Source organism: Desulfobacterales bacterium, assembly GCA_034520365.1.
Classification (GTDB): Bacteria; Desulfobacterota; Desulfobacteria; order Desulfobacterales; family Desulfosalsimonadaceae; genus M55B175.
The window spans coordinates 651,797-678,308 of the sequence record JAXHNP010000003.1 but is presented as its reverse complement, the minus strand read 5'-3'; the positions used below and the strand labels follow the sequence as shown (position 1 = coordinate 678,308).

The 26,512-nt window shown below is 52.0% G+C and carries 24 protein-coding genes; 15 read left to right on the top strand and 9 right to left on the bottom strand.

What is annotated here, in order from left to right; translation table 11 throughout:
• Positions 1-4: 4 nt before the first annotated feature.
• Together U5L07_06375 and polA are read left to right on the top strand one after the other, a co-directional pair.
• Entirely contained in the window at positions 5-652 is a 648-nt protein-coding gene (locus tag U5L07_06375) for an HAD-IA family hydrolase (GenBank protein MDZ7831359.1), read from the top strand.
• Positions 642-3,323, top strand: a complete 2,682-nt coding sequence (gene polA, locus U5L07_06370; GenBank protein MDZ7831358.1) for a DNA polymerase I — start codon at positions 642-644, stop codon at positions 3,321-3,323. The genes U5L07_06375 and polA overlap by 11 nt, the downstream gene beginning before the upstream one ends.
• Here the strand turns inward: polA and U5L07_06365 are convergent.
• Complete coding sequence (locus U5L07_06365) at positions 3,320-3,508, bottom strand: conjugal transfer protein TraB (protein MDZ7831357.1); 189 nt, start codon at positions 3,506-3,508, stop codon at positions 3,320-3,322. The genes polA and U5L07_06365 overlap by 4 nt on opposite strands.
• A 36-nt stretch (positions 3,509-3,544) precedes the next feature.
• The gene (locus U5L07_06360) at positions 3,545-3,793 is read right to left on the bottom strand and encodes a hypothetical protein (protein ID MDZ7831356.1); all 249 of its coding nucleotides are present in this window, start codon (positions 3,791-3,793) and stop codon (positions 3,545-3,547) included.
• Positions 3,794-3,977: 184 nt separating this feature from the next.
• Between U5L07_06360 and U5L07_06355 the strand changes: the two genes are divergently transcribed.
• The 6 genes from U5L07_06355 (at position 3,978) to U5L07_06330 (ending at position 7,711) form a co-directional block, all read left to right on the top strand.
• On the top strand, positions 3,978-4,868 hold the full coding sequence (locus tag U5L07_06355; GenBank protein MDZ7831355.1) for a methionyl aminopeptidase: 891 nt from the start codon (positions 3,978-3,980) through the stop codon (positions 4,866-4,868).
• 216 nt (positions 4,869-5,084) lie between these two features.
• Positions 5,085-5,375, top strand: a complete 291-nt coding sequence (locus U5L07_06350) for a CRISPR-associated endonuclease Cas1 (protein MDZ7831354.1) — start codon at positions 5,085-5,087, stop codon at positions 5,373-5,375.
• Positions 5,376-5,477: 102 nt separating this feature from the next.
• Positions 5,478-6,014: an ORF6N domain-containing protein gene (locus tag U5L07_06345; GenBank protein ID MDZ7831353.1), complete on the top strand. Its 537-nt coding sequence runs from the start codon at positions 5,478-5,480 to the stop codon at positions 6,012-6,014.
• Between the two features lie 26 nt (positions 6,015-6,040).
• Positions 6,041-6,682, top strand: a complete 642-nt coding sequence (locus U5L07_06340; GenBank protein MDZ7831352.1) for a hypothetical protein — start codon at positions 6,041-6,043, stop codon at positions 6,680-6,682.
• Positions 6,683-7,145: 463 nt separating this feature from the next.
• Positions 7,146-7,397 carry a type II toxin-antitoxin system CcdA family antitoxin gene (locus U5L07_06335; GenBank protein MDZ7831351.1) on the top strand — a complete coding sequence of 84 codons (252 nt, stop codon included), beginning with the start codon at positions 7,146-7,148 and terminating at the stop codon, positions 7,395-7,397.
• Positions 7,397-7,711 carry a CcdB family protein gene (locus U5L07_06330; GenBank protein ID MDZ7831350.1) on the top strand — a complete coding sequence of 105 codons (315 nt, stop codon included), beginning with the start codon at positions 7,397-7,399 and terminating at the stop codon, positions 7,709-7,711. The genes U5L07_06335 and U5L07_06330 overlap by 1 nt, the downstream gene beginning before the upstream one ends.
• Before the next feature lie 786 nt (positions 7,712-8,497).
• On the opposite strand, the gene U5L07_06325 is transcribed toward U5L07_06330, so the two are convergent.
• Positions 8,498-10,756 (bottom strand): PAS domain S-box protein, encoded by a 2,259-nt coding sequence (locus tag U5L07_06325; GenBank protein MDZ7831349.1) that lies wholly within the window; start codon positions 10,754-10,756, stop codon positions 8,498-8,500.
• Between the two features lie 1,173 nt (positions 10,757-11,929).
• Between U5L07_06325 and U5L07_06320 the strand changes: the two genes are divergently transcribed.
• The 3 genes from U5L07_06320 (at position 11,930) to U5L07_06310 (ending at position 13,212) form a co-directional block, all read left to right on the top strand.
• Positions 11,930-12,193, top strand: a complete 264-nt coding sequence (locus U5L07_06320) for an AbrB/MazE/SpoVT family DNA-binding domain-containing protein (GenBank protein ID MDZ7831348.1) — start codon at positions 11,930-11,932, stop codon at positions 12,191-12,193.
• Entirely contained in the window at positions 12,171-12,473 is a 303-nt protein-coding gene (locus tag U5L07_06315; GenBank protein ID MDZ7831347.1) for a hypothetical protein, read from the top strand. Before U5L07_06320 ends, U5L07_06315 begins: the two co-directional genes overlap by 23 nt.
• Before the next feature lie 364 nt (positions 12,474-12,837).
• Complete coding sequence (locus U5L07_06310; GenBank protein MDZ7831346.1) at positions 12,838-13,212, top strand: type II toxin-antitoxin system VapC family toxin; 375 nt, start codon at positions 12,838-12,840, stop codon at positions 13,210-13,212.
• A 20-nt stretch (positions 13,213-13,232) separates the two neighbouring features.
• Here the strand turns inward: U5L07_06310 and U5L07_06305 are convergent, their stop codons facing one another.
• From U5L07_06305 to U5L07_06295, 3 genes are all read right to left on the bottom strand, one after another.
• Positions 13,233-14,828 (bottom strand): SidJ-related pseudokinase, encoded by a 1,596-nt coding sequence (locus U5L07_06305; GenBank protein ID MDZ7831345.1) that lies wholly within the window; start codon positions 14,826-14,828, stop codon positions 13,233-13,235.
• A 271-nt stretch (positions 14,829-15,099) separates the two neighbouring features.
• Entirely contained in the window at positions 15,100-16,593 is a 1,494-nt protein-coding gene (accC, locus tag U5L07_06300) for an acetyl-CoA carboxylase biotin carboxylase subunit (protein MDZ7831344.1), read from the bottom strand.
• Positions 16,594-16,722: 129 nt separating this feature from the next.
• The gene (locus U5L07_06295) at positions 16,723-18,339 is read right to left on the bottom strand and encodes a carboxyl transferase domain-containing protein (protein MDZ7831343.1); all 1,617 of its coding nucleotides are present in this window, start codon (positions 18,337-18,339) and stop codon (positions 16,723-16,725) included.
• A 560-nt stretch (positions 18,340-18,899) separates the two neighbouring features.
• On the opposite strand from U5L07_06295, the gene U5L07_06290 reads away from it, so the two are divergent.
• The 3 genes from U5L07_06290 to feoB are packed head-to-tail and all read left to right on the top strand — an operon-like array spanning position 18,900 to position 22,029.
• Positions 18,900-19,589, top strand: a complete 690-nt coding sequence (locus tag U5L07_06290; GenBank protein ID MDZ7831342.1) for a transcriptional repressor — start codon at positions 18,900-18,902, stop codon at positions 19,587-19,589.
• 15 nt (positions 19,590-19,604) lie between these two features.
• Positions 19,605-19,862 (top strand): ferrous iron transport protein A, encoded by a 258-nt coding sequence (locus U5L07_06285; protein MDZ7831341.1) that lies wholly within the window; start codon positions 19,605-19,607, stop codon positions 19,860-19,862.
• Positions 19,843-22,029, top strand: coding sequence for a ferrous iron transport protein B (gene feoB / locus U5L07_06280; protein ID MDZ7831340.1), 2,187 nt, complete (start codon positions 19,843-19,845; stop codon positions 22,027-22,029). The genes U5L07_06285 and feoB overlap by 20 nt, the downstream gene beginning before the upstream one ends.
• An 82-nt stretch (positions 22,030-22,111) precedes the next feature.
• Here the strand turns inward: feoB and clpB are convergent, their stop codons facing one another.
• Positions 22,112-24,736 carry an ATP-dependent chaperone ClpB gene (clpB, locus tag U5L07_06275; GenBank protein MDZ7831339.1) on the bottom strand — a complete coding sequence of 875 codons (2,625 nt, stop codon included), beginning with the start codon at positions 24,734-24,736 and terminating at the stop codon, positions 22,112-22,114.
• A gap of 339 nt (positions 24,737-25,075) precedes the next feature.
• Between clpB and U5L07_06270 the strand changes: the two genes are divergently transcribed.
• Complete coding sequence (locus tag U5L07_06270; protein MDZ7831338.1) at positions 25,076-25,438, top strand: hypothetical protein; 363 nt, start codon at positions 25,076-25,078, stop codon at positions 25,436-25,438.
• A gap of 2 nt (positions 25,439-25,440) precedes the next feature.
• Here U5L07_06270 and U5L07_06265 read toward each other — a convergent pair whose 3' ends face one another.
• Both U5L07_06265 and U5L07_06260 read right to left on the bottom strand, forming a co-directional pair.
• Complete coding sequence (locus U5L07_06265) at positions 25,441-25,932, bottom strand: tRNA (cytidine(34)-2'-O)-methyltransferase (protein MDZ7831337.1); 492 nt, start codon at positions 25,930-25,932, stop codon at positions 25,441-25,443.
• Positions 25,932-26,501: a pyruvate kinase alpha/beta domain-containing protein gene (locus U5L07_06260; protein MDZ7831336.1), complete on the bottom strand. Its 570-nt coding sequence runs from the start codon at positions 26,499-26,501 to the stop codon at positions 25,932-25,934. Before U5L07_06260 ends, U5L07_06265 begins: the two co-directional genes overlap by 1 nt.
• Between the last annotated feature and the right edge of the window lie 11 nt (positions 26,502-26,512).

The following is a 26,512-nucleotide window of genomic DNA, read 5'->3' as shown; positions in this document are numbered from 1 at the left end:
GCCTATGGGTAGCGTCCGGATTTTAACATTTGACTGCGACGGGGTGTTGTTCGATACAGAGGCCGCCAATAAGGCCTTTTACAATCAAATACTGGCCCATTTGAACCGGCCGCCCATGACCGAGGCGCAATTCGCCTATGCCCAGATGCAGACGGTGGATCAGGCCCTGGCCAATCTTTTTCCGGATGCCGAATCCTACGAAAACGCCCAGGCATACCGGAAAGCGACCGGCTATGGGCCGTTTATCCCCCATATGGAAATGGAACCGGATCTGATTGACGTGCTGGAGAAATACAGTTCGGTTTTGACCCTGGCTGTGGCCACGAACCGTTCGGACACCATGGGCCGGGTGCTGGAAGTCCATGGTATTGCCCATTATTTTGATCTGGTGGTCACCGCCCTGGATGTGGATCACCCCAAGCCGCATCCCGATTCCCTTCTTAAAGTCCTGGCCCATTTTGACGCCGCACCGGCGGAAATGCTGTATGTAGGGGATTCAACGGTTGACGCCCAGGCGGCTTTTGCGGCCGGGGTGCCGTTTGCGGCATACGGCAACTCCGAAATCCCCGGTGATTACCATATCCGCCGGCTTTCCGAACTGGACGGCATTCTCATGCCGCAGGCAGATCGTGTCGGGTCAAATGACGGATAAACAGACCATATATCTGATTGACGGCACCGCCTACATCCACCGGGCGTTTCATGCCATCCGCGGTCTTTCCAACTCCACCGGTCTGCCCACGAATGCGGCTTACGGCTTTGCCCGCATGCTGATCAAGCTTATCCATGACCGAAGTCCCGCCTATGCGGCCATGTTTTTTGACAGCAAGGCCCCGACCTTCCGCCATGAGATCTATGCGGACTACAAGGCCAACCGGCCGCCCATGGCCGAGGAAATGGCGATTCAGATTCCCTATATCAAGGCCATTACCGAGGGCTTTAACATCCCGATTATTGAACAGGAAGGCTATGAGGCCGATGACCTGATCGGCACCTATGCCCGGATCGCTGAAGAGGGCGGCTTTTTTGTGATCATGGTGACCGGGGATAAGGATTTTGTTCAACTGATCACGGAAAACTGCATTATCTGGGACCCCATGAAGGATATCCATATTGACCGCGAAAGCGTCCGGGAGACTTACGGCATTCAGCCCCCTCAAATGGTGGATGTGCTGGGGCTTGCCGGGGACAGCTCGGACAACATTCCCGGGGTGCCGGGCGTCGGTCAGAAAACCGCCCTGAATCTGCTGAAAACCTATACGGATATGGCGGACCTGTATGAACGGATCGACACCCTCAAATCCCCCAAACAGCGGGAAAAGCTTCTGGCCAACAAAGAGCAGGCGTTTTTGAGCCGCGATCTGGCCGCCATCCGAATCGATGCCCGGCTTCCCTATGACCTTGAAGCCTTCAAGCGCCGGCCGGAGGACCCCCAGAAGCTGGGCCGGCTGTTCCAGGAGCTTGAGTTCCGGCAGCTCCAGAAGGATTATCCGGCCGAGGCCGAGGAGAAGGCGCATGTCTATCAGGCCATCCGGGATGAAGCCGCTTTGGCCGATTTAATCGCCGCGTTAAGGGCCTCGGAAATTTTTGCCATTGACACGGAAACCACGGATTTAAATCCCATGGCTGCCGAACTGGTGGGCATTTCCGTGGCCCTTGAGCCGCATCAGGCGTTCTATATCCCGTGCGCCCATGTGGGTGAAGGGGCGGAGCATCAGATGGACCGGCAGACCGTGCTTGAGCGTTTAAGGCCGGTGCTGGAAGATGAAACGATCCACAAAATCGGCCAGAACATCAAGTATGACTGGATGGTATTCAGGCGCTGCGGGGTGTATCCGGCCGGCGTGGTGTTTGACACCATGGTGGCCTCCTACCTCATCAATCCGGGCAAACGCGTGCATAACCTGGACCAGATCGCCCTGGATTACCTGGGGCATAAAATGATTTCCTACCAGGAGGCGGTCCGTGAGGGCGATCATACCCTGGACTGTTTTGACCAGGTGGCCATCGAAAAGGCCACTGAATATGCCGGCGAAGACGCGGATGTCACCCTTCAGGCCCACCATATCTTCCGGCCCATGCTGGCGGAAGCCGGCCTGATGCCCCTGTTTGAAAAGGTTGAGATGCCTTTGATCCGGGTGCTGATGAAAATGGAGGAGACCGGCATCCGGGTGGACAAGGACCGGCTCCGGGAGTTCTCCAAGGATCTGGCCGCCCAGCTTGAGCAGACCGAGGCGGCCATATATGTGCAGGCGGGCGAGGAATTTAATATCAACTCCTCCCAGCAGCTGGGCCGGATTTTGTTTGAAAAACTAAAGCTGCCCACCCAAAAGAAAACCAAGAAAAAGACCGGCTACTCAACGGATGTGGATGTGCTGACCGCGCTTTCCGAACGCCATGAGCTGCCGGCTTTGATTCTTCATCACCGCTCGCTCGCAAAGTTAAAATCTACGTATGTGGATGCCCTGTTTGATCTGATAAACCCGGAAACCGCGAGGATTCATACCTCATACAACCAGACCGTCACCGCCACCGGAAGGCTTTCTTCATCAAACCCCAATCTGCAGAACATCCCCATCCGCACCGAGGCGGGCCGGGACGTGCGCCGGGCCTTCATCCCCAGGGATGGCTGGTCATTTGTCTCCCTGGATTACTCCCAGGTGGAACTGCGGCTTCTGGCCCATTACTCGGATGATCAGATTTTAATTGAATCCTTTCAGGCGGACGAGGATGTGCATACCCGGACTGCAGCCGAGGTGTTTCATGCGGACCCTGTTTCGGTCACCAGCGAGCTCAGGCGGCAGGCCAAGGTCATTAATTTCGGCATCATTTACGGCATGGGCGCCTACAGTTTATCCAGGGAACTCGGTATCAGCCATAAAATGGCCCAAACCATCATTGACCAGTATTTTACGCGGTATGCCGGGGTCAAGCGCTTTATTGACGAAACCATCGAGTCCGCCCGCCGGACAAAACAGGTGTCCACCGAGCTGGGGCGCATCCGTTTTTTGCCGGATATTGACAGCCAGAACAAGAACTTCCGCGCTTTTGCCGAAAGAACCGCCGTGAATACACGAATTCAGGGAACCGCCGCGGATCTGATCAAGCTGGCCATGATCCGGGCGGATCAGTTTTTAACCGATCAGGAGCTGCGCTCGGCCATGCTGCTGACCGTACATGATGAGCTGGTATTCGAGGTGCCGCCGGATGAACTGATGAGCGTCCAAACCGGGGTAAAAGAAATCATGGAGACCATCTGGTCCTTTAAGGTGCCGCTCAAGGTCAATGGGAGCGTGGGCAGCGACTGGGCGGAGGCCCATTAGTCGCCGCCGCCCTCCTCTTTTGATGCGGGCCGTCGCTCCGCGTCCTTTACCGCCGCATCCACGGTCTTATAGATATTTCGGAAATGGTCGTGGAAGCTGGCCGGCGAGATATTGCCCACTTCAATGAATTTGACCACGATCTCCTTTACGGTTTTCAAGACCATCTCTTCCTGTTTATAGGCCATATATATCCCTCATTTATCCTATTTTACGTCTTAATCTTAATCTAAAAAATGGTCCCAAAATCCACGGAAGCTCTTTATACTGCCGATGCCACTAAATTTTCCGTACCTGCCATCCTGAGCGTCAGCGAAAAACCCTCGGCCGCTGTCATTCCGAGCGCCAGCGAGGAATCTTAAGTTTTTAAAAACCCAACCATACCAAATGGCCGCTGTCATTCCGAGCGTCAGCGAAAAACCCTCAGCACCTGTCATTCCGAGCGTCAGCGAAAAACCCTCGGCCACTGTCATTCCGAGCGTCAGCGAGGAATCTTAAAGTTTCATCAACTGCATTCATATCAAAGAGCCCTGATTGATACAATCCATTACTTGACACCTGAGAGCCGGGTTTCTATACTGTCCCTTCAAATTTTTAAAGATTATTCAATCGATCGCCTCTCTTGGCGTCCATGATAGTTGACATTAGGAAGATGAAATGCTCAGAAACGAGGGAAAAAAAATCGGCCGGAACGACCCCTGTCCCTGCGGCAGCGGCAAGAAATACAAAAAATGCTGCATGAATGCCGAAACCCCGCGGCCGGTGGATTATAAAAAATTATATGCGGATAAATACAATATCCGGCTCAAAAGCGAAAAGGATATCGAACAGATAAGAACCTGCGGCAAACTCGTGCTTGAAACCCTGGATCTGGTCGAAGCCCAAATCAAGCCCGGAGTTACAACCGATGAATTAAACACCCTGGCCCATGAGTATGCGGTAAAACACGGCGCTGTGCCCGCCCCCTTAAATTACCGGGGCTTTCCTAAAAGCATCTGCACATCGGTCAATGAAGTGATCTGCCACGGCATCCCCGGCGACTATAAGTTAAAAAACGGCGATATCCTGAATGTGGATGTCACCCACTGCCTGAACGGATTTTATGCGGATGCCAATAAGACCTATTTTGTGGGCGAGCCCGGGCCGGCGGCCAAAAAAATCGTCAGCGTGGCTGCGCAAAGCCTTAAATCCGCCATGGAGATGCTTGCGCCCGGCAACCACGTCGGCGACATCGGCTGGGCGATCCAGAAATATGCGGAAAGCGCAGGGTGTTCCGTGGTTCGCGAATTCGTCGGCCACGGGGTGGGGTATGAATTTCACGAACCCCCCCAGGTCCCGCATTACGGCAAAAAAGGAAACGGCATCATGCTGGTGCCCAACATGGTTTTTACCGTGGAACCCATGATCAACCTCGGAAAAGCCGATCTGTTCATCGCAGACGATCAATGGACCGCCATTACCGCAGACCGCAAGCTCTCCGCCCAGTTCGAACAGACCTTTGTGATCACCGACGAGGGCTTTGAAAGCCTGACCCCGTTTGGCCTTTAAACCGTCTTACTCTTACTCTTACTCTTACTCTTAATCTTACTCTAAATTTCCTTCTGTCTCCTTCTCCCTTTGAGAGAAGGTCGGGATGAGGGTAAAACCGGCTTATTATTCACATCTTCGCATCTCGTATGGATTTTTCCTTGATCGAAGTCAAAAAATACGCCATGCTCTCAAAAGATATCCGCTCACTGCTAATCACTTCACGGTTTTTTGCCTATGCAGCTTGTCATAAATACACCCGGGACTTTCGTAACTCAAAAAGACGGGATTTTCAGGCTGAAGCAGGAAGAAAAGAAGTTCGACGTATCCCCCCGAAAAGTCGAATCCATTCTCTTGACTAACAAGGCCATGCTCTCCACCCAGGCCGTCAACCTCGCCCTTGGAACACAGTGTAGGGCGTACCTGTTTACCGGCAGAAAAATAACATCGTCTATCTTTTCCCCTTCTGCCAGAGAGCTTTCCGCCGGATTTAAGTACGGGGACAGGGCTTTGGCCGGGAATTGGTGAATGATGATGTGCTGTCGCAGTTTTTTTGAAGCAATTGGAGGTCACAAATTGTGACCTTAAAGAATTCGCTGCAAACAGATTAGGATTAAGAAGAGGATTGAAATGTCGGAAATGATTTCATCTGAAGCGATTGCTTCGAAAATCTATCTCATCCGCGGTGTCCGAGTCATGCTCGACAGAGACCTTGCCGAACTATACGGGGTCGAAACAAAAGTATTGAAACAGGCGGTCAGAAGAAATATCGATCGATTCCCTTCTGATTTCATGTTCGAGATGAGCAAAGAGGAATTTACCAACTTGAGGTCACAAATTGTGACCTCAAGTTGGGGCGGCGCAAGATATAAACCTTTCGCTTTCACAGAACAAGGGGTTGCCATGCTTTCAAGCGTTTTAAATAGTGATCGGGCCATCAAGGTCAATATAGAAATCATGCGGACCTTTACGAAAATCCGTCACATGATTTCAGCCAGTGAAGAACTGAAGCAGGAAGTTAAAGAATTACGCAAACAGACGGATGAGCGGTTTCAGGTGGTATTCGAAGTGCTGGACCAACTGCTGAACCCGGAAAGCGAGCCGAAAAAGAAAATCGGGTTTACGGTGAAGGAAAAAGTCAGCAATTATTTTTCAACAACGGGATAGTTTCTGCAATCGTATGGGCAGTTTTAATGGATTACAGGCTCTGGGGATTACTGATACCGGCGAAATCATATTCTAAAAAGGGGTACCCATTTAAAGCAAGTGTAGATGAAAAAGCCGCCCATGGTTATCCCCTGGCCACGATGGACATCGATATCTGGGTGATGCCGTCGCCTGATAACGCCGAAGCGGTCCTTCGGGAATTGCGCTGTTTCGGCGCGCTTTTGCACAATCTGACCAGGCAAGATCTTCAGACAGATGGAACTATTTTTCAAATAGGCGTCGCTCCGAGACGCATTGATATTATCACAGCCGCATCAGGACTCCGGTTTGAACCTACATACAAAACTTCAATCCCGGTCAACATTGATGGGATTGAAGTCCGCATTCCTTGGATCAGCGATCTTATTATCAACAAGAAAAAAACTGGAAGAACAAGAGATCGGCTGATGCCGAGGCGCTGGCAGCTTAGAAAGATTCGGAGCAAAAAGGATAGATCGTGGTTTGCTTCACTCAGGCCTTTGGCATTTCCAATCATCTGGACGTTTAAGCGGGCGGTGCAACCTTTAATTCCGTCGCTTTCCGGGGGGGGCGAATCAATTAAAATTGGTGTTGCCCCCGGCATACTCACTACCCCCTTCGTCTTAATCTTGCTCTTACGTTTACCCTAAAGAGATCGCTGGAGGCATCTATTGTCAACAACCTTTCTCCGCCTCGGCGTCTAATATGTGATGGAACAGTTAGGTACTTCGTTTAGAGGTCATCATTACGCCTGTGGGGAATGCCAAAATCCAGCTATAGGTCAAATCGGAATTGCAACAACGATTATGGTGACAAGATAAAAGGCAGATAGAGCGAAATTTGCTGCCTATGGAAACCACCATATGTGGTATGGCTGCATTTTAATGTATAGCTGACTCTTTCTTTTTACAATGTTGATTTATCAGGCTGGCTCCGCTGATGAATATATTAGCAAGGAAGGCTGAGATTCTGATCGACCCAGATTTTAGAGATCCAGCCTTCCAATATAACTATTCCTACTCAAGAATCTCCAGCACTTTCACAGCAAGATCTTGACAAAATACATTTACATGGATATAATATGCGCATAATTTTTGCGCACAAGGAGGTCACATGAAAGTAGTTAATTTTTATAACACCAACGCGCCAAAAAAGGCTGCCAATCTCAGCATCAACAGCGATCTTCTCATGAAGGCAAAAGAGCTCCATATAAACCTTTCAAATGTTCTGGAAAATCATCTTATAGAAATGCTGGCCGAGGCAAAACAGCATGAATGGAAGAAAGAGAATCGAGATGCAATTGAGGCCTACAATCATCGCATCCAGACAAAAGGTGTTTTCAGTGAAGGCTTGAAGAAATTTTGATGGCTCAATTCGATGTGTATGGAAATTCCAACCCGGAAACAAATCAAGAAATTCCTTATTTGCTCGATGTTCAGGCCGACTTGCTCGATACGCTGGCAACACGAGTGGTTGTGCCTCTTATAAATGCCTCGGCTGCGGGAAAACCTCTCCGGCATCTCAATCCCGAATTCACGGTCAATGAAACCCTGGTTATTATGTCTACCTCCGAGTTAGCCGGTATTTCGGTCCAATCAATGGGGCAAAAGGCGGGCACCCTTAAAGATCGGCGCGATGAGATAATTGCAGCACTTGATTTTTTACTCACCGGCTTCTGACGTTCTGAAACGGTTGATAATCTCGCCTGCCGTACCCGCCCCGGAAAGCAAAGTGCGTTATCTGTTTTAAAGCGAGATGGTCACAACTCCAGTTTGTTTCTTTAATTTTCAGAATTTGGTTGGCCGGTTTGCTATAGTAGGCGGCGAATGCCGCTTATATACAGATTAATCTTGGTCTATCCCGATCGAAATAGGGATCGAAATAATAGGCACTGGATTTTTCTGGGTAATCAAATTTCAGAAAATGCACCATGCGGCTATAAACTTCAGCTATGCGAATTTTAGGACCGCTCAGCACTCTCAAACAGAAAAGGCAGTAATGCCGGCCTTTGGTCCGCCGCAGGTCACTACCACATATTGTATGCGCCATTTTTACAGGATAGCTGCTGGCGCCTTTTTACATTCTTCACTCACCTATTGAAATTATTGATCAACATTAAGGCAAGGATTGTGGACTTGCTTCAAAATTTTCAAAAAAAGCTAAGTACATGCATTCACGGGGATAAGCTCTCCGATGAGCTTCTCTATGGGGCTTGTTCTCGCCACGCCACCGGTTCGACCGATGTGCTTTTTTACTCTGATCAAGGTTTTCGGGAATTTCAGTTTCCCCCGGCGGAATATTTCCCCGCACCGGATGGCGCCATCGCATCAGGGCCTCGGCGCCATGGACCTCGCCCGTTGGTGTCGTTCAATCCATTCGAAGAATGATGCAATGTTCATCCATGACTCCTTTTGGGGGGATCGGGGTAATTCAGATGTGATGAATGCGGGTTTGATGCTTTTTAATCAATTTTTTATTTCCGCTCTATCCCGTCCCTTGTCCTTGGCCTGATACATGGCCGCATCTGCCCTTGCAAGCATGGGCTCCGGGTGGGTGTCATCTGCATGCACCTGTGCCAGGCCGATGCTGGCAGTAAATCGGATCTCTTCGCCATCTATCACTACAGCACTTTCCCGGATCAGGTGCAAAATCCGTCGCGCCACCGGCATTGCAGCATCGATTGTTGTTTCCGGCAAAAGCACAGCAAATTCTTCACCACCCATGCGGCCGGAAACGTCCGTTTCGCGAACGGTTTCCATGAGGATTCGTGCAAATTCGCGAAGAACCATATCCCCGCCGGCATGCCCATAGGTGTCGTTGACTTTTTTGAAATGGTCCAAATCCAGCATCATCAGCACGGCGGCCTTACCGTAACGCTTGCAGCGGCTTATTTCATGTGCAAGCCTTTCCAAAAATACCCGGCGATTAAAAAGGCCCGTCAAGTCGTCCGTATCAGCCAGCCGGGTCAGATCTTTTTCCATATTTTTCTGTTCTGTGATATCGCGGAGAACACCCACTGCATGCCATTGCCCCTGGAGAAAAACTGCCGAGAGCGTAAGGGCAACGGCGATCTCGTGCCCATTTTTGTTCAACGCCGACAATTCTAATTTTTTCCCCACCAGATTGCCCCAACCCGTTTCCAGAAACGCCGGTAAGTTAGATTTTACTGCTTCATGATAGCGTTCGGGCGCCAACATTTCGTGCAGGTCTTGCCCGATGGCTTCTTCGGGCCGGTAACCCAGTATTTCTGTCGCCGCCGGATTCCAAAAAGAAATCGCGCCCTGGTTATCCATCATGATGATCGCATCCCCTGTTGACTCCGTAATGCCCCGCATCCGCTCTTCGCTTTCCATTAATCGCTGTTCGGCATGCTTTCGATCCGTGATGTCATGGAGAAAGCTCAGGGTTGCCGGGGTGTCATCCCAGTCGATAAGCTGAGCATTTATATGGATCCATTTTACAGTCCCGTCCGAGGTAATAGCCCTGAATTCATAGGATTCCTCAGAAGGTTGGTCCTGCATCCGCCTGAAGTGTCGATCACGAACCATTTCCCGATCATCAGGATGGATGAGAGATACAAAGGGGTCTGAGACAATTTTATCTGTGGGATATCCCAGGACGCGCTCCAAAGCAGGGTTGGCGAACTCGATAATACCCCCGCGGGCTACAAGTATTCCCTCCTCTGATCCTTCAAACAAGCGGCGGAATTTTTTTTCACTCTTTTGCAGCGCCTCCTCCATCTTTTTCCGGTCGGTAATATCAACACTGGTTGCCAGAATCCTGTCGATACCGTTAATCGTCACCGCTCTCAGGCTGACCTGCTCCCAGAAGACTTCCCCCGTTGCCTTGCGGTTCATCCATTCAAAACGCTGCATGCCTTCAGAAACGGTTTTATGAATCCAGTCCAACGCCTCTTTCGCAGAATACGGGGAATCCAGCCAGAATTCATTGGCCTTGAGTTCGTCCAGCGAGGAAAATCCATAGGCAGTATAGGCGGCTTCATTCGCGTCTACTATCTCGCCGGTCTTCTTGTCGTGAACGATTATTGAAACCGGAGATTCCCGAAACATGGTTTTAAACCGTTCTTCGCTTTCGCGCAGCAACTCTTCGGCCTGCTTGCGCATCGTTATATTTTCGTGCACGACAACCAGCCGTGTTTCCTCATTGGCCGCGAACCGGGTTACCCTTCCGATAAACCATCTCTGCTCTGTGCTCGAATGACAGGGATATTCCATCGCAAAATCGGTTTTTCCGCCATCCAGAACAGCTCGCATGCCTTTGGCAAATTCAGCGGCATTTTCGGCATCAGGGCCGATCGCGTTGTCGCATATATCAAAATAATTGACACCTTCACCAGTTTTGGACAATATTGCCGCGTTAGAATGGGCAAATTGTCTCCAGGCGCTGTTTACGGCTGTAATTGTTCCCGCTTCATTGGTAATCGCCAGGTGCGCAGAAAGTGCGTCCAACGCCGTCGAAAGCTCGGCCCGGGCAATGGTTTTTTCAAGCTGGCTGCTCAATTGCTCGGCATGCAGATTGGCCTCGAGCTGCTTTACCTGCATTTCATGAACGATTTGCCGAATTTCTTCACGCGTCATGGCATCTATGTCGGAAAGGTGCATGGATTTGGCCTTTTGCTCTGCTTGTTCGTGGATTTGTGAAGGCTCATGGAATGAGGTCGCGTTGGATAGTGATCGGGGGATGTTTTTCTTTTCATCCGTCATAACGAGCTCCCGGGGTTAGATCAAGAAGTCCATCGGGAATATATGGCCTGAATGGTTTTCCAATAAGTATCTTTATAAACCCTTTGGGATGCCTATCTGCTTGAACATCCTGTGAGTAAAACATATTTCTGATTGTTATTACTATATATTAAGAATTGAACGGATTGGTGGCAATGGTAAAATATGAAATGACGGGGAGACATTTATTGGGGGGTTCAGTGCAACATGCGGCTATAAACTTCAGCTATGCGAATTTTAGGACCGCTGAGCACTCCAAACAGAGTCCTCATTCTCATAGGTTTATCTGGACCACAATATATTGAATTAGGGACCACCTTCAATTAAATATTTATTTCAGGAAATTATTGTTTCAAATACCGCAGCATTTAACTTCTTCTACCATTAGGTGGATTGTTTCTTTAGACGCCACCCCTTCCAGGAAAACCAAGGGTTGAAACTTTATGCCTATGCCGCCGCGCTGCGGGCAGGCATTTATTGACGGGAACCTTCCAGGAAAACAAGGATTGAAACATCCAATGATCAAAATCGGCTGAGATTGAACGACAGGGGATTCATCGGTTTTTTTAGATGATGCTGTAAATCACGATGGTATTTACTATATATGTAAAGACTTATATGTTGAGGCCGGTTTCTCATATGAAACATCCGGGCCAAAAATCTGTTTAACAGACTCCGGAGGCGGTGGCTTGGTTAATTTGGAATACTTTGAAAATCAAATAAAAAAAGAGTTTTGATAAAACTGATAATATCAAGAAATTGACAAATTCAGGCAAACCCGAACGTCATTTATTTATTTTGATTGACGCCAAAACAAATTTTCTTGCATGGAAGATTATGTCAGGCTCTCGTCTTCCTCAAAAAGCCCCGGAAATACCATCAGAAATCACTACCGTATGGGCTGCCACTCAAATTGGTAATACTGAATTCATATTATGGCGGGTAACACCGCCAAAACCATGGGAGAATATGGGCAAGATTAAAATCAAGTCATTTGATAATTAACCGACATGGCCTTATCCAATTGCGATTCAACTCCTCTATCAATATCACATTGAAAAAACATAATTTTGTCATCTTGACATTTTGACATTTATTGCATATCTTAATTTTAAAGCAATTTACGCTTTAACCGATCTCCCAAAAGAGGACATTATGCTCGTAACCATCGACAAAAGAGGCAGTATCAATTTGCCGGCTTCCGTGCGAAAGGATTTAGGTATCCGGTCAGGAACCCACCTGGAGCTGACAGTGGCACCCGGCGGGGCCATCACGCTTTTTCCGGTTGAAATATATCGCAGTATCAAACTCAGCGATGCCGGCACATTAAAAATTAAAGAGGCTAGAGAATCCGAACCGGCCACATTCCCGGAATGGTTTGACGAGGAACTTGCCGATGCCGGAACTGATACCGAATAAAAAGTTCGTCGCGGATCTTGAAAAATTCAAAAAGAATCCGGCGTTAATCAAAAAAATCGCCAAATGTTTGAAGTTTCTGGAAGCCAATCCCCTTCATCCTGGACTGAAAATTGAGCGGATCGCCAATGATCCAAGTGCCTGGTCAGCTCGTGTGGACTTAAAATACCGGATATCCTTTGAACCTTCGGCCTATCGGGAGAATGGCGCGCCGGACTGGACCTTCCCCATAAATCTTTTGCGCATCCTGGACCACGACGATCTTTATAAAACTCCTCATTAAATTTTCTTTTTGCAGTCTAACGCCAGAACATTGCTTTTAATACCCAGCAAGCAGCATTTAGGAATAGGTCTTCTCTTGAAAAAAGGCAATCAATTCGGCTCGCTCCAATTCCCGACACCCGTTGCTCCAACTCCGGGAAGGAGTTGAAGCATTTTTTAGTTTAAAATTTGGAACCCTCCGGGATTTTCAATTTCACCGCATCTACTGCGTCAAATGCTGTCTCGCATAGGCCACTATACTATAGCTCGACAGCATTTTCCTTGTATCTGCGGCAAACTTGAAAATCGCTCAATTTAGGATAAAATCAGGCGGGATAAGGCGGAAAAGTTCCGTGAGCCCACGCATAAGCGGCTTATCGATTTAGGTGGATGCGCTGCGCTTATCCACCCTACGTGGGAACTGCGGGAGGGGCTCGCATTCAATCTTTATCTCGCCTATTGTGCTGGGGGAGCTTTTGTTCGGTTTCAGAAGGGGCTCCCGATTTGAAAAGAATATGGCGGAATTAAATCGCTTCCTTGAACATCCGGTCGTAGAAATCATCAATCTGACTGAAATCACCTCAGACAGGTATGCGAGGATTGCCGCCCGGCTCAAAGAACAAGGGACGCCAATACCCTCAAACGACATTTGGATTGCCGCCCAAACCATGGAAACCGGTGCGGAACTTGTGACTTTCGATCATCATTTTGAAAAAGTTAACGGCCTGGTCTATCGGATTTTTGAGGCTCCCGATACCTGATATAAATTTTTCATTGCATTTCATTTTGACTGCCAATACCGGTCCATAATGCAGAGGGCGGATAGGGCGGCGGTGTATTCGGTGAGCTCCGGGATGGAGATGCGCTGGTTGAACCCGCCTAAATGCGGGCCGGTGAGGATGGTGATATCCGCTTCACCTTTTTCGGCGTCAGCGATCTGCTCTTTCGTAAATCCACGGTTTGCCAGAAACGCATGAAATTCATCGCCGGTCATCGAATTTTGTTCGGCCACGCGCAGGGTTTCCTCCATGTGCCGGTCCACCCCCATTTCCTCTATGAGCCGGCGGCTTAAATGCTCCAAATCGCAGGGATAGGGGCTTTCGTAGTGAAGTCCGGTAAAGCCGCTATAATAATTGTCAAATATCTCGCTCAGCACCCGGGTCAGCCATTTCCGATCGAATAAGGCCCGAACGTCTATTGGGGCGCCGTTTTCATCCAGGCCGATCCGGGTTTCATCCAGGTTCCGGAAATAGCTGCCCGCAATCAGGATCAGGCTGAATACATGGGCGCCGATGTGGTCGTAGAGCCTTCGGCCCGGGCCGTTAAATGCAATAAAATGTTCAAAATCCCGGATGCCGCTGGCCCCGATGTTGGGGTAGCGGCACGAGGCCAGCCACTGGTCCAGGCGCCCGCCCCGCCGCCATTCATAGAGGCCGTGATCCTCGCGGCGGTGGCGCTGGACCCGGTTATGGAAAAGCGGAATGGGCGCGGTATGGATAATGCCGAGGCTGGCCAGGCGGCCCAAAGTTCGGGCGTTTTTGCATAAAATGGAGCAACAGGCGTCAATGTCAGGGATTTTAGCCTCTGCGGCATGATTGGGATATTGGAAATAGGCCTTGGGCACCGAAAACCCGATGGCATAGCGGTTTTTATCAATATCCAGGGATACCGGAATATCCAGAGCGTCGGGATGAAACCGGTAGATCAGATGTTCGGGCCGGGCCAGGGGCTTGGGGATGCCAAACCGGTAGGCGGCGGGCAGCTCAAGAGCCGCCATAAAACGCATCCACCGGGTTTCCAGGGTCAGATCGGAGAGGGGCTGGCCGGATCGTGCGAATTTGAAAACCAGCCGCTCACCGGAATTCTCCGACAGGGATAGCACCAGGTTTCGGCCCATCCATCGCATGGCGCGGGGCGGCCCTTTGCCCAGGAGATCCGCCAGATGCTGCACCGGCTGAACGGCCGGGTCGGGCGGCTGGGAGCAGTCAAATGCCGGGGGATTGATGCTTATCGGCAAAGCGCCCATGGCTTCGGCGGCTGCGCGGAAGGCCGGGCCGGTGTGGGTGCACAGGATATGGGTAAGGGTCTTTCGCGCCTGATCTGCCAGTTCAGCGGTGGCGGCCTGGCAGATGATCGCGGCAAGACCCTCTGCCGCTTTTTTAAAAAGAAAGAATACCTGCCGCTGGCTTTTGTGCTCGTTGCCCTCAAGTACGCAGCACAGGGCGTTGATAGTGCCCGGCTGAATGATTTCCGGCTGCTGCTCGATAATAAACTGAAGGTTGGCCACCTTCATGTAGGTGGCGGTGAAATCCGCCCGCCGGCCCGAAAGATAGGTTTCGGCCTCAAGCCGTTCACTTTCCAGGTTCCAGGTGTACATTAAATGTAATAACCCCAATTTTTCAGGCGGGCACGGTGGCCCGCCCTACGCATGGGAAAAATTTTTCAGGCGGGCGCGGTGGCCCGCGCCCTACGCATGGGAAAAAATCTGCCCGTCGTAGGGTCGGCCACCGTGCCGACCCTTCATCCGAACTTGCTGTCATAGGAGTACAAAAGCCCCAGGGACGGATAGGCGATCCGGTTTTTGATCTCCAGCCGGTTAATCATAATCGGGTGGAACAGGTATTTAAACATGGAAGCCTCCCAAAAGTTTAACCGACCATCCGCCATTGCCCTAAGGACTGCCAGGGCGTGGGCGGCCGGCTTTCCGCCGGGGTAAGCGAGCGGGTGCGGGGGTTACGGGTGATTTCATCGCCCACAAAGGCAAGCCCGGCGGTTTCCGTATACCGGCTGCTGGGCAGGGTGTGGATGAGCTGGGTCTCGATAAAGCGGGTATCCACATTGCCCTCGATGAATCGCTCGGACTGCAGGATTTTTAATAAAAACGGGATCGATGTCTTGATGCCCAAAAGCACGAAGTCGCACAGGGCGCTGATCATGCGGCTGATCGCATGCTCCCGGTCCTCGTCCCAGACGATGAGTTTGCAAAGGATCGGGTCATAGGCCACGGGCACGGTATAGGTGGGATAGACCCCGGAGTCGATCCGGATGCCCGGCCCTCTTGGTTCGTGCAGATAAAGGATTTTGCCGGGAGACGGGAAAAAGTTATTCTCCGGGTCTTCGGCATATATCCGGCATTCAATGGCATGGCCACGGCCGACAACGTCCGCCTGGTCCATATCAAGAGGCTGGCCGGCCGCGATTTCGATCTGCCGGCGGACGATATCAACGCCGGTGACCAGCTCAGTGATGGGATGTTCCACCTGAAGCCGTGTGTTTACCTCTAAAAAGTAGAAGCTGCCGTCCTCATCCAGCAGAAACTCCACGGTACCGGCGTTTACGTATCCGGCGGCCCGGGCCGCGGCCACCGCGGCCGCCCCCATTTCCTCCCGCATTGCCGGGGTGAGGGCCGGAGAGGGGGTTTCTTCGATCAGTTTCTGATGCCGGCGCTGAATCGAGCATTCCCGCTCCAGCAGGTGGATCACATGGCCGTAACTGTCGGCCAGAATCTGGAACTCGACATGCCGGGGGGCGGTGAGGTATTTTTCCATGTATACCGTGCCGTTTCCGAATGCGGCCGTGGCTTCGCTGGTGGCCCGGTTAAAGGCGTCTTTGATTTCTTTTTCGGAGTTGACCACCCGCATGCCTTTGCCGCCCCCGCCGCCCGCGGCCTTGATCAGGACCGGATAGCCGATTTTTTTGGCCTCTTCGGCCGCAACTGTGGGATCGGATATGGCCCCGGGCGTGCCGGGGATCACCGGCACGCCGCTGTCCATCATAATCTGTCGCGCCGTGGTTTTATCCCCCAAATTGCTGATGACCTCGGGCGAGGGACCGATGTAGGTAATCCCGGCCTCCGCGCATTTTCGGGCGAACTCCGCATTTTCCGATAAAAAGCCGTATCCCGGGTGGATGGCCGCCGCGCGGGTGGTTTTGGCGGCGGTGATGATTTTATCAATATTTAGGTAGCTTTTGACCGCCGGGGTCTCGCCGAGGCTGACCGCTTCATCCGCATACAGGACGTGAAGCGCCTTTTCATCCGCCTCGGAAAATACGGCCACCGTGGCGATTCCCATTTCCCGGCAGGCGCGGATGATGCGGACCGCGATTTCCCCCCGGTTGGCGATTAGGATTTTTTTAAACATTTCCTTTGAAATCTCCTAAACTGTCATTTCGAGGAGCGGCAGCGACGAGAAATCTTTCTGCGATGATTAAATGCCAGATTTCTCGCTGGCGCTCGAAATGACATCTGATTAAGATTAATAGTAAGACGACTACATTCTGAAATTGCCGTAGCCCATCACATCATCCCGGATCGGGGCGTTCAGGGCCGCGGAAATGGAAAGCCCCAGAACATCCCGGGTTTTGGCCGGGTCTATAATGCCGTCATCCCCGATTTTGGCGGTTGAATTATAGGCATTGCCTTCCTGGGCGGCTTTCTCAATAATTCGTTTGCGGATCGCCTTTGCCTCGTTTTGGGTCATGGGCGGCTCTCCGGCGTTGGTCAACTGATCATTTTTAGTGGTAACCAGCATTTCCGCGGCTTTTCTCCCGCTGATGACCCCGATTTCCGTATTGGGCCAGTTCCACAAAAACCTCGGGCCGCAGCCCCGGCCGCACATACCGTAATTGCCGGCCCCGTAGGAGGCGCCCATCATCACCGTGAATTTCGGCACGGTGGCGGTGGCCACGGCGTTTAACATTTTCTGGCTGTGTTTGGTGATGCCGCCCCGTTCATAGGCTTTTCCCACCATGAACCCGCTGATGTTCTGCAGAAATACCAGGGGCGTTTGCCGGCGGTCGCATATCTGGATAAACTGGGCGGCTTTTTCCGCGCCTTCGGAGAACAGGACCCCGTTGTTGGCCAGAATCCCCACCGGATAGCCGTGGATATAGGCCCAGCCGCAGACCAGGGTCTGGCCGTATAGGGGCTTGAACTCCAGAAATTCGCTTTTATCCACGATCCGGGCAATCACTTCGCGTACCTCATAGGGCCGGGACAAATCGCGGCTCACGATGCCGTAAATCTCCCTGGGATCATAGGCGGGCGGAGCGGGCACCTGCATGGACACCTTGGTCTTTTCCACGGCCGGCAGGTTTTTCGTAATGTTTCGAATGATATGGATCGCCTCTGCGTCATCTGCCGCACAGTAATCCGATACCCCGGATTTTTTGCAGTGCATATCCGCCCCGCCGAGTTCTTCCGCGGTCACTGTCTCGCCGGTCACGGCTTTGACCACCGGCGGGCTGCCCAAAAAGATGGCGCCGTTTCCTTTGACATGCACCACTTCGTCCGACATCGCGGCAATATAGGCGTCCCCTGCGGTGCAAACCCCGAATACGCCGGCGATTTGCGGGATTCCCTTTTTTGAAAGCATGGCCTGGTTGTAATAGACACGCCCCCCGTCGGCCACATCCGGGAAGACCTCGAATTCCAGGGGCAGGTAGGGGACCAGGGAGTCCAGCAGATAGACGATGGGGAGCCGGTTTTCGAGCGCAATCTGCTGGCAGCGCAGGGTTTTCTTGATGGCAATGGGGTAGATGTTGCCGCCAATAAGGGAGGGATCGAATGCATGGATAAGGGTCTCCTTTCCGGAAACCACACCGATGCCGGCAACGATGCCCGCGCCGTGAATTTTGCCGTCATACATATCCCGCCCGGCCAGCGGGGCGATCTCAAGAAACGGGGTGTTGTGATCCAGCAGCAGATCAATCCGCTCCCGGCAGGTGAGTTTGCCCTCTGCGGCCAGACGGTCCAGGTTTTCCTTGGGGCGCTCCCGGGCGGCCCGGTTTATTTCGTTATTTAAATCCTCGACCAGGGATGCCATGTGGCTGTAATTGGTTCGGTATTCCGAGCTGTTGACATTGACCCGGCTTTTGATGGCTTCCATATTCAGCCTCCGGCTGTTTGCAGCGATTTTGTTTGTGTGTGTCTCTCTGATACCTGTAACAAATTATTTAGTATAATAGGGATGGGCTTATTTGAAAAACATGAATTTGATTTTAAAAATGAATTCAATTCAACAATCGAGTTTAACTTTAATTTCTCCGGCCGCAAAAAGTCAAGTTTAAGTTTGGCGGCGTCCCGGTTACGGTAAATTTGTTCTATCTATTTTTCAGGCGGGCACGGTGGCCCGCCCTACGCGACAAGAATGAGTTGGGCCGGCGGATAACCGTCGTAGGGTCGGCCACCGCGCCGACCTTAATTGATGGTGGGCACGGTGGCCCGCGAGAATGCCGACATTTTGTAGGGTCGGCCACCGTGCCGACCTTAAATGCGAACAACCCCATGGTTATGGGGTTGTTCGCCAGAACAAATTCACCGTGGCGTTCCGGGATTGCACCTTGACCTGTATTATGCAGGCTTTATATTATGTCAGTTTTATTGACAAGATGAAAGGCCTGTAATATTTAACTCTATTCTCTAAAATCAGTTCCGGCAGGTAGCCCTATGACACAGCTCCATACATATGAGAAAAAGCAGTTTGAAAAACTGTTTAAAGACGAACATGTTGATCGCTTTGAGGATCGCTATAAGGTTCTCGAAGTTTTTTTAAAAACCGAAAGCCATGTGACAGCGGCTGAGCTGCTTGAGCGGCTCAAGGCGCAGGGGGACGATTTTTCTCCGGACTTTGTGGAGGAGACGCTGCAGTTCATGTGCCATTTCGGTTTTGCCCAGAAAATCCGGTTTGAAAACGGGGATGTCCGATATGAGCACCGCCATCTGGGGCAGCATCATGACCATATGATCTGTACCAAATGCGGCAAGATTATTGAATTCAAAAATGATAAGCTCGAAGAGCTCCAGTCACGGATTGTATCGGACTACGGATTTCACATGCTGCAGCATCAGATGAACATATACGGCATCTGTTCCGAATGCATGGAGACCCGGAATCAGTCCATGCCCCTGATTATGGCCAAACCGGGCGAGCGGCTGAAAATAAAGGAATTTATCGGCGGCCACAATGCCCGGATGCGGCTTTTGAGCATGGGCTTTCGGGTGGATGACCGCATCGAGGTCATCAGTAATACGGGCAGCGGCCAGCTGGTGGTGGCCCTGGATTTCAACCGATACGTATTGGGCCGCGGCCTGGCACAGAAGATTATTGTTGTGCCGGAAACGGCATCTGAAAAATAGAGGCTGGATATCATCATGCGTTTAAGTGAGATGCGGGAAGGTGAAACCGCAAAAATTGTTGGTATCGGCGGCGAACCCAGGCTGCGCCGCCGCCTCCTGGAAATGGGGCTGACCAAAGGATCTGATGTCTATATTGAAAAATATGCCCCCCTGAAAGATCCCATAGAGCTTATTGTCAAGGATTTTCACGTGTCCCTCAGGGTAAAGGAGGCAGCGGAGATTCAGGTGGTCAGGGAAAGCCGCGAGGGGCCATATGCCGAAAAAACTGCTTAGGGTCGCGCTTGCCGGCAATCCCAATTCAGGTAAAACCACCATATTTAACAAGCTGACCGGCACCCGCCAGAAGGTGGGCAACTGGCCGGGCGTGACGGTGGAGAAAAAAGAAGGGGAAATCCACCGCAGCGGCTATGATATTAAAGTCATCGACCTGCCGGGCACCTACAGCCTCACCCCGTTTTCCATTGAAGAGATCGTGGCCCGGGATTTTATCCTTGAAGAAAATCCCGATGTGGTCATCGATATTATCGACGCCTCCAACCTGGAGCGAAGCCTTTATCTGGCCAACCAGCTTCGCGAGCTGGACTGCAACGTCATCTTTGCTTTGAATATGGCGGATCTGGCCAAATCCCGGGGCATCCATATCGATGCGGAAACCATGTCCGAGCTTTTGGGCGTACCGGTGGTATTTACGGTTGGCAACAAAGGGGAAGGGCTGGACGAGCTGATCCAGACCGTCATTGATCAGGCGGAATCCTCAAGCGGCACCCCGGATGAACGTAAAGTCAGATACAGCAAGGATATTGAGGCGGCGATTGCCGAAATAAAAGATGCGGTCAATGAACACACCGATGAATCATTTCCCTACAATCCGCGCTGGATAGCGGTCAAGCTCCTGGAAGACGACCAAATCGTCCAGGAAAGGCTCCGGCAGAAAATGGGGGCGGGCGCAGAGTCGGTGATTGAAGTCGCCCAAAAGCTTCGCGGCCAACTGATGGGCCGGTTTGACGAGGACGTGGAAATCGTGATGACCGATGAGCGCTACGGGTTTATTGCCGGCATCATGCGGGAGGCGGTCACCCACACCAGCCTGCGGCGGGTCGATGTCTCACGGAACATCGACCTGGTGCTGACCAACCGGTTTCTGGGGTTTCCGATTTTTATCTTTTTTATCTGGGCCATGTTCCAGATTACGTTTACCCTGGGCGCCTACCCCATGGAATGGATTGATGCCGGGGTCGGGCTTTTATCCGGTTTTGTGGGCGGGCTGCTGCCGGACGGGATGGTCAAGGATTTGCTGGTCAACGGCGTGATCGCCGGCGTGGGGAGCATCATTATTTTTCTTCCCAATATCCTGCTGCTGTTTTTCTGCATTTCGCTTTTTGAGGATACCGGCTACATGTCCCGGGCCGCGTTTTTAATGGACAAGATCATGCATTTGATCGGGCTGCACGGCAAATCCTTCATCCCCATGCTCATGGGCTTTGGCTGCAATGTGCCGGCGATTATGGCCACGCGGACCCTTGAGAGCCGAAAAGACCGAATTCTGACCATCATGATCACCCCGTTTATGTCCTGCTCAGCCAGGCTTCCCGTCTATATTGTGCTGGCCGGCACTTTTTTTGCCGCAAAGGCAGGCACCGTCATCTTCGGGCTTTACCTGCTGGGAATTGTGGTGGCCATATTGACCGGCCGCTTGTTCCGCTCTGTTCTGCTGCGGGGGGTTGAGGCGCCGTTTGTGATGGAGCTGCCGCCCTACCGGATGCCGATGTTAAAGAGTCTGCTCATCCACATGTGGGATCGGAGCAAGATGTTTTTAAAGAAAATGGGCGGTATCATTCTGGTGGGATCGGTGGTGGTCTGGGCACTGTCCACGTTTCCCCGGGATATTGACTATGCCCGGAATTATGATGAAGAAATCACACGCATCCAGGCGGTTTATGCGGAAAAAATCAGCGAGGCCCCGGCGGGAGAGGCTGCGGTATTGGAAAGCGAACAGCAGGAACTTATCCAGGATGTTAAAAAAGCCCGTTCCGTTGAAAAGGCGCGTAAATCATACATCGGGCGGATCGGCCACGTGGTTGCGCCGGTATTTGAGCCTATTGGCATAGACTGGCGGGGAAGTGTTTCTCTTTTAACCGGGTTTGTGGCCAAGGAGATTGTGGTGAGCACCATGGGGGTTTTGTATGCCGTGGATGAGGGTGACGCGGAATCCGAGGTGCTTCGCAATGCCCTTCTCAATTCCGGCATGACAGCGCTTTCCGCGTTTTCCATGATGATTTTTGTGCTGCTCTATGTGCCCTGTCTGGCCACTGTCGCCGTGATTGCCCGGGAGACCGGCTCGGCCAGGTGGGCGTTTTTTAATGTGGCCTACACCACGGGTGTTGCCTGGATTGCATCGTTTATTGTCTATCAGGGCGGGCTGGCGTTAGGATTTGCTTAGAAGGGCCGGGGAGGTGGGTTAAATTTTGCCCCCCCGGCCCCATCTTCAGCTAAAACCTAATACCTAATACCTTTTACCTCTATCAGGCCGCATCATAGGCCTCTTCGGCTTCGGGCATGCGTTCCACCAGTTCGAAGCCGATGGCATCATCTTCTATTTTGGCCCGAATCCGGCTGTATTCGGGGATATCCTCCTTGAGAATGGCCATGGAGAGCGGATTCTCAATATACTGCTGAATGGTCCGCTTCAACGGCCGCGCGCCGTATACCGGGTCAAATCCCCGTTCGGCCAGCATATCCTTGGCCTCATCTGCAAGCTCCAGTTCAATATTTTTCTCAGCCAGCCGCTTCTGCAGATACATCATCTGGATGTCCACGATGGAGCGGATCTGCTCGTGGCTCAGGTTGTGAAAGATTATGGTCTCATCGATCCGGTTCAGAAACTCCGGCTTGAAATTGGCCCGAAGCGCCTGCATGACCTGATCTTCCATTTCTTTTCGCCGCGACTCGCTGTATTCCTGGAGCAGATGGCTGCCCACGTTTGAGGTCATAATGATCAGGGTGTTTTTAAAATCCACGGTTTTCCCCTGGCCATCGGTCATGCGGCCGTCATCCAGGATCTGGAGCAGGGCGTTGAACACATCCGGATGGGCTTTTTCGATTTCGTCAAAAAGCACCACGGAATAGGGCCGCCGGCGAACGGCTTCGGTCAGATAGCCGCCCTCCTCATAGCCGACATATCCCGGGGGCGCACCGATCAAGCGGGATACGGCGTGCTTTTCCATGTATTCGGACATATCCACCCGGGTAATGGCCTGTTCATTATCATAGAGGAATTCGGCCAGCGCCTTGGCCAGCTCGGTCTTGCCCACACCGGTCGGCCCCATAAAGATAAAGGAGCCGATGGGCCGGTTCGGGTCCTGCAGCCCGGAGCGCGCCCGGCGCACAGCGTCGGAGACCGCGCGGACCGCCTCGTGCTGGCCGACCACCCGCTTTTGCAGGCGCTCTTCCATGCGCACCAGCTTTTCGCGTTCGCCTTCAAGCATCTTCTGAACCGGTATGCCGGTCCACTTGGAGACGATCTGGGCCACGTCCTCGGCGCTGACTTCCTCGCGGAGCATCTTGTGCTGTTCCTGGATTTCCGCCAGCTTGGCGTTGTTTCCCTCAAGCCGGGTGCGCAGCTCATTTCGCTTACCGTAGCGGATTTCTGCCACCTTTTCATAATTGCCCTCACGCTCGGCTTTCTGCTCTTCCGTGGTCAGCTGATCGAGCTCGGATTTAATGGTGCGGATTTCCTGGATCACCTCTTTTTCATTCTGCCAGTGGGCGTTCATCTCGTTGTACTCTTCCTTGAGGTTTCCCAGTTCCTTGTCCAGTTTGTTGAGCCGTTCCCTGCACGCCTTATCCGTTTCCTTTTTCAATGCCTCGCGTTCAATCTCGAGCTGCCGGATTTTTCGCTGGATTTCATCAATTTCCACCGGCTTGCTGTCAATCTCAATCCGGAGCCGGGAGGCGCACTCATCGATTAGATCAATGGCCTTGTCCGGCAGAAAGCGATCCGTGATATAGCGATCAGACAGGGTAGCGGCCGCCACGATGGCGGAATCCTTGATTTTTACCCCGTGGTGGACCTCATACTTCTGCTTCAAGCCGCGCAGAATGGAGATGGTGTCCTCCTTGGACGGCTCATCCGTAAATACGGGCTGAAACCGGCGCTCCAGGGCCGCATCCTTTTCAATGTGCTTTCTGTATTCGCTGATGGTGGTGGCGCCCACGCACCGCAGTGTCCCGCGGGCCAGGCCGGGCTTGAGCATATTGGAGGCATCCACCGCGCCCTCGGCGGCCCCTGCGCCAACCAGGGTATGCAGCTCGTCGATAAACAGGATGATTTTGCCTTCCGCCTTTTCAACTTCCTTGACCACCGCCTTCAGCCGGTCTTCGAATTCGCCCCGGTATTTGGCGCCCGCCACCAGGGTGCCCATGTCCAGGGCAATCAGCCGGCGGTCTTTAAGGGATTCGGACACATCGCCTTCCACGATCCGCTGGGCCAGCCCTTCGACAATCGCGGTCTTGCCCACGCCCGGTTCGCCGATCAAAACCGGGTTGTTTTTCCGCCGCCGGGACAGCACCTGCACGATCCGGCGGATCTCATCATCCCGGCCGATCACCGGATCGAGTTTGCCCCGCCGGGCCTCTTCGGTGAGATCCCGGGTGTATTTTTCCAGGGCTTCGTATTTATCCTCCGGATTCTGGTCCGTAATGGTCTGATTGCCCCGGATATCGGAGAGTACCTGAAGAATGGCATCGCGTTTGATGCCGTATCGGGAAAACATCTGGGCCAGACTGCTCTGTTTTTCCCCGACAATGGCCAGAAAAATATGCTCAATACTGACATACTGGTCCTTCATCTGATCGGCTTCTTCAAACGCCTTTTCAAGGAGCTTCCGGGTTCGCTGGGATATATAGCTCTCCCCGGCCGCCCCCTCGACTTTGGGAAGCTTCTCCATCAGGGAGCTTAGCTCATTGCTGACATTGTCCGGGGTGACGCCGATTTTGCGCATGATCGAGCCGGCAATGCCGTTGGGGTCATCCAGCATGACCGCCAGTAAATGTTCGGGCTCAATCTGCTGATGTTTGTATTGGGACGCCCTTGAGTGGGCCTCTTGAATGAGTTCCTGAGATTTTATCGTAAATTTATCAAATCGCATGTATATAGCCCTCCTTTTTGGCTGCTATATTTTATTTTCAATACTTTTCAGTAAGTTAAAATAAGCACGGAGGGGTAAATGTCAACAGCGGTATCCGGATGAAAAACGCAAATACATTTTTGTTTGATTTTAACCGCGGATTTGATTAAATTAAAAATATAGCGTGTTACAAACTCATTCACTTCAAACCATACAGTCGATTTTCGGAGTATCCCGCCGTTGCAGCATGGCAACAAAAACAATCGCCTGTTCGCCCTGGATTCAGATCAATCCCCCCGGATTCTTCATCGGCTTCGGTGCAGCCGATATGATTAACCCCATTTTTCCAAGGAGCAGGAAATGACCAAACAATTGTCGTTTACCAAGTATGAACGCAAAATTTTACCCGATTATCGTCAACGGATCAGCTCTGCGGAATCTACTCAGGATGTGAAAAATTTTTTCGTCTATATGGTCGGTATGCTGTTCAGTGAGGTTTTTTCCGATAAAATTTGGCTTGAAGAAAGCGATATTAAGCTGACGCCGGACAAGGCGGCCGGGTATCAGTTGAGTAAGCGGCTTCGCGGCAAACCGGAGTTTGCCGATATATGGGGGAGTTCAGACCTGTCCGATCTTTTGAATCGCATGGCGGAGGTGGCCTGTAAGCGCTACCGGCATCTGGAGAAGCATCCGGAGCGGACGCTTTCCAAAATGCGCAAATAATCTCAGGACCAAAAATGAAAGTTGGGCGCTTCCCGCAGGCTTTCGTATAAGGCGATGCCGACGGCGGTGGAGAGGTTTAAGCTGCGGATGCCCTGGCCGATAGGGATGTGGTAGGTCTGATCGGGACTGAATGCCTCTTGGATTTTGGGCGGCAGGCCCCGGGTCTCGGAGCCGAAAATCAAAAACAGCCGGCCGGCGGTCTTGGAAACTTGCCATACCGGCTGCCGGCCGGTTTTTGTAAAAACCGCGGCTTCGGAAGGGGCCATGCCGGTGTTTTCGGCAAATACGGCAAAATCCTCCCACACGGACAGCTTGACCTGATCCCAGTAATCAAGGCCCGCCCGCTTGACGTAACGATCGGCCAGCGAAAAGCCCAAGGGTTTGATTAAATGCAGATGCGCTCCGGCCCCCAGGCAGGTGCGGCCGATATTGCCCGTATTCCAGTGAATTTCCGGGGAAACCAAAACCACATGACGCTCGTATGTCTGCGGCATTAAAAGGTTCGCGGCTTGCAGATAATCTCCCGGATCTGGATATCAAAAAAATTGGATTGGTGGGCCGGTTTCAGAAGGAGCGCCGTATCCGCGCCTTTGCCCGTGCCGCCGATGGCGATGATGTCGTTTCCGGTAAGCGCCCCGGCGTCTGCGGCCATGACTGAGATCTCGACCGCCACCTTGGTTCCTTGTCCGAACAGGCGCAGCGTGTCCGCCATCAGAAGCACCGGATAGATGCCGGTATATTTTTTGGCAAGCGCGCGCTCGACCCCGGACAGGGCATGAGTGGCCTCCACCACTTTCATGCCTTCCTCTTCAAGATCCCGCCGGACATCATCCTTCATGGTATTCTGGAAGGGCTCTTTGAAGCCGCAATGATATGTCACCGCCGTAATGTTGAAGCCTTTGAAAATCTCAAGCGCCCGGTATGCGGTATCACCGGAAGAAGATGCCACCACCACTTCGGTAATGCCGAGTTCCCTGCCGCGGTCAAACGCGAATTCAAGCGTTTGCTGAGTGTTGATCTTGCCGGGTTCTTCGAAAGTCGATAACAGTTTGGACATACTCATAAGCGGCTTCC

Bases quoted from the DNA above. Each gene is read 5' to 3' on its own strand.
- U5L07_06375 (MDZ7831359.1), top strand. From the start codon at position 5: ATGGGTAGCGTCCGGATTTTAACATTTGACTGCGACGGGGTGTTGTTC.
- polA (MDZ7831358.1), top strand. From the start codon at position 642: ATGACGGATAAACAGACCATATATCTGATTGACGGCACCGCCTACATC.
- U5L07_06365 (MDZ7831357.1), bottom strand. From the start codon at position 3,508: ATGGCCTATAAACAGGAAGAGATGGTCTTGAAAACCGTAAAGGAGATC.
- U5L07_06360 (MDZ7831356.1), bottom strand. From the start codon at position 3,793: ATGACAGTGGCCGAGGGTTTTTCGCTGACGCTCGGAATGACAGGTGCT.
- U5L07_06355 (MDZ7831355.1), top strand. From the start codon at position 3,978: ATGCTCAGAAACGAGGGAAAAAAAATCGGCCGGAACGACCCCTGTCCC.
- U5L07_06350 (MDZ7831354.1), top strand. From the start codon at position 5,085: ATGCAGCTTGTCATAAATACACCCGGGACTTTCGTAACTCAAAAAGAC.
- U5L07_06345 (MDZ7831353.1), top strand. From the start codon at position 5,478: ATGTCGGAAATGATTTCATCTGAAGCGATTGCTTCGAAAATCTATCTC.
- U5L07_06340 (MDZ7831352.1), top strand. From the start codon at position 6,041: ATGGATTACAGGCTCTGGGGATTACTGATACCGGCGAAATCATATTCT.
- U5L07_06335 (MDZ7831351.1), top strand. From the start codon at position 7,146: ATGAAAGTAGTTAATTTTTATAACACCAACGCGCCAAAAAAGGCTGCC.
- U5L07_06330 (MDZ7831350.1), top strand. From the start codon at position 7,397: ATGGCTCAATTCGATGTGTATGGAAATTCCAACCCGGAAACAAATCAA.
- U5L07_06325 (MDZ7831349.1), bottom strand. From the start codon at position 10,756: ATGACGGATGAAAAGAAAAACATCCCCCGATCACTATCCAACGCGACC.
- U5L07_06320 (MDZ7831348.1), top strand. From the start codon at position 11,930: ATGCTCGTAACCATCGACAAAAGAGGCAGTATCAATTTGCCGGCTTCC.
- U5L07_06315 (MDZ7831347.1), top strand. From the start codon at position 12,171: ATGCCGGAACTGATACCGAATAAAAAGTTCGTCGCGGATCTTGAAAAA.
- U5L07_06305 (MDZ7831345.1), bottom strand. From the start codon at position 14,828: ATGTACACCTGGAACCTGGAAAGTGAACGGCTTGAGGCCGAAACCTAT.
- accC (MDZ7831344.1), bottom strand. From the start codon at position 16,593: ATGTTTAAAAAAATCCTAATCGCCAACCGGGGGGAAATCGCGGTCCGC.
- U5L07_06295 (MDZ7831343.1), bottom strand. From the start codon at position 18,339: ATGGAAGCCATCAAAAGCCGGGTCAATGTCAACAGCTCGGAATACCGA.
- U5L07_06290 (MDZ7831342.1), top strand. From the start codon at position 18,900: ATGACACAGCTCCATACATATGAGAAAAAGCAGTTTGAAAAACTGTTT.
- U5L07_06285 (MDZ7831341.1), top strand. From the start codon at position 19,605: ATGCGTTTAAGTGAGATGCGGGAAGGTGAAACCGCAAAAATTGTTGGT.
- feoB (MDZ7831340.1), top strand. From the start codon at position 19,843: ATGCCGAAAAAACTGCTTAGGGTCGCGCTTGCCGGCAATCCCAATTCA.
- clpB (MDZ7831339.1), bottom strand. From the start codon at position 24,736: ATGCGATTTGATAAATTTACGATAAAATCTCAGGAACTCATTCAAGAG.
- U5L07_06270 (MDZ7831338.1), top strand. From the start codon at position 25,076: ATGACCAAACAATTGTCGTTTACCAAGTATGAACGCAAAATTTTACCC.
- U5L07_06265 (MDZ7831337.1), bottom strand. From the start codon at position 25,932: ATGCCGCAGACATACGAGCGTCATGTGGTTTTGGTTTCCCCGGAAATT.
- U5L07_06260 (MDZ7831336.1), bottom strand. From the start codon at position 26,501: ATGAGTATGTCCAAACTGTTATCGACTTTCGAAGAACCCGGCAAGATC.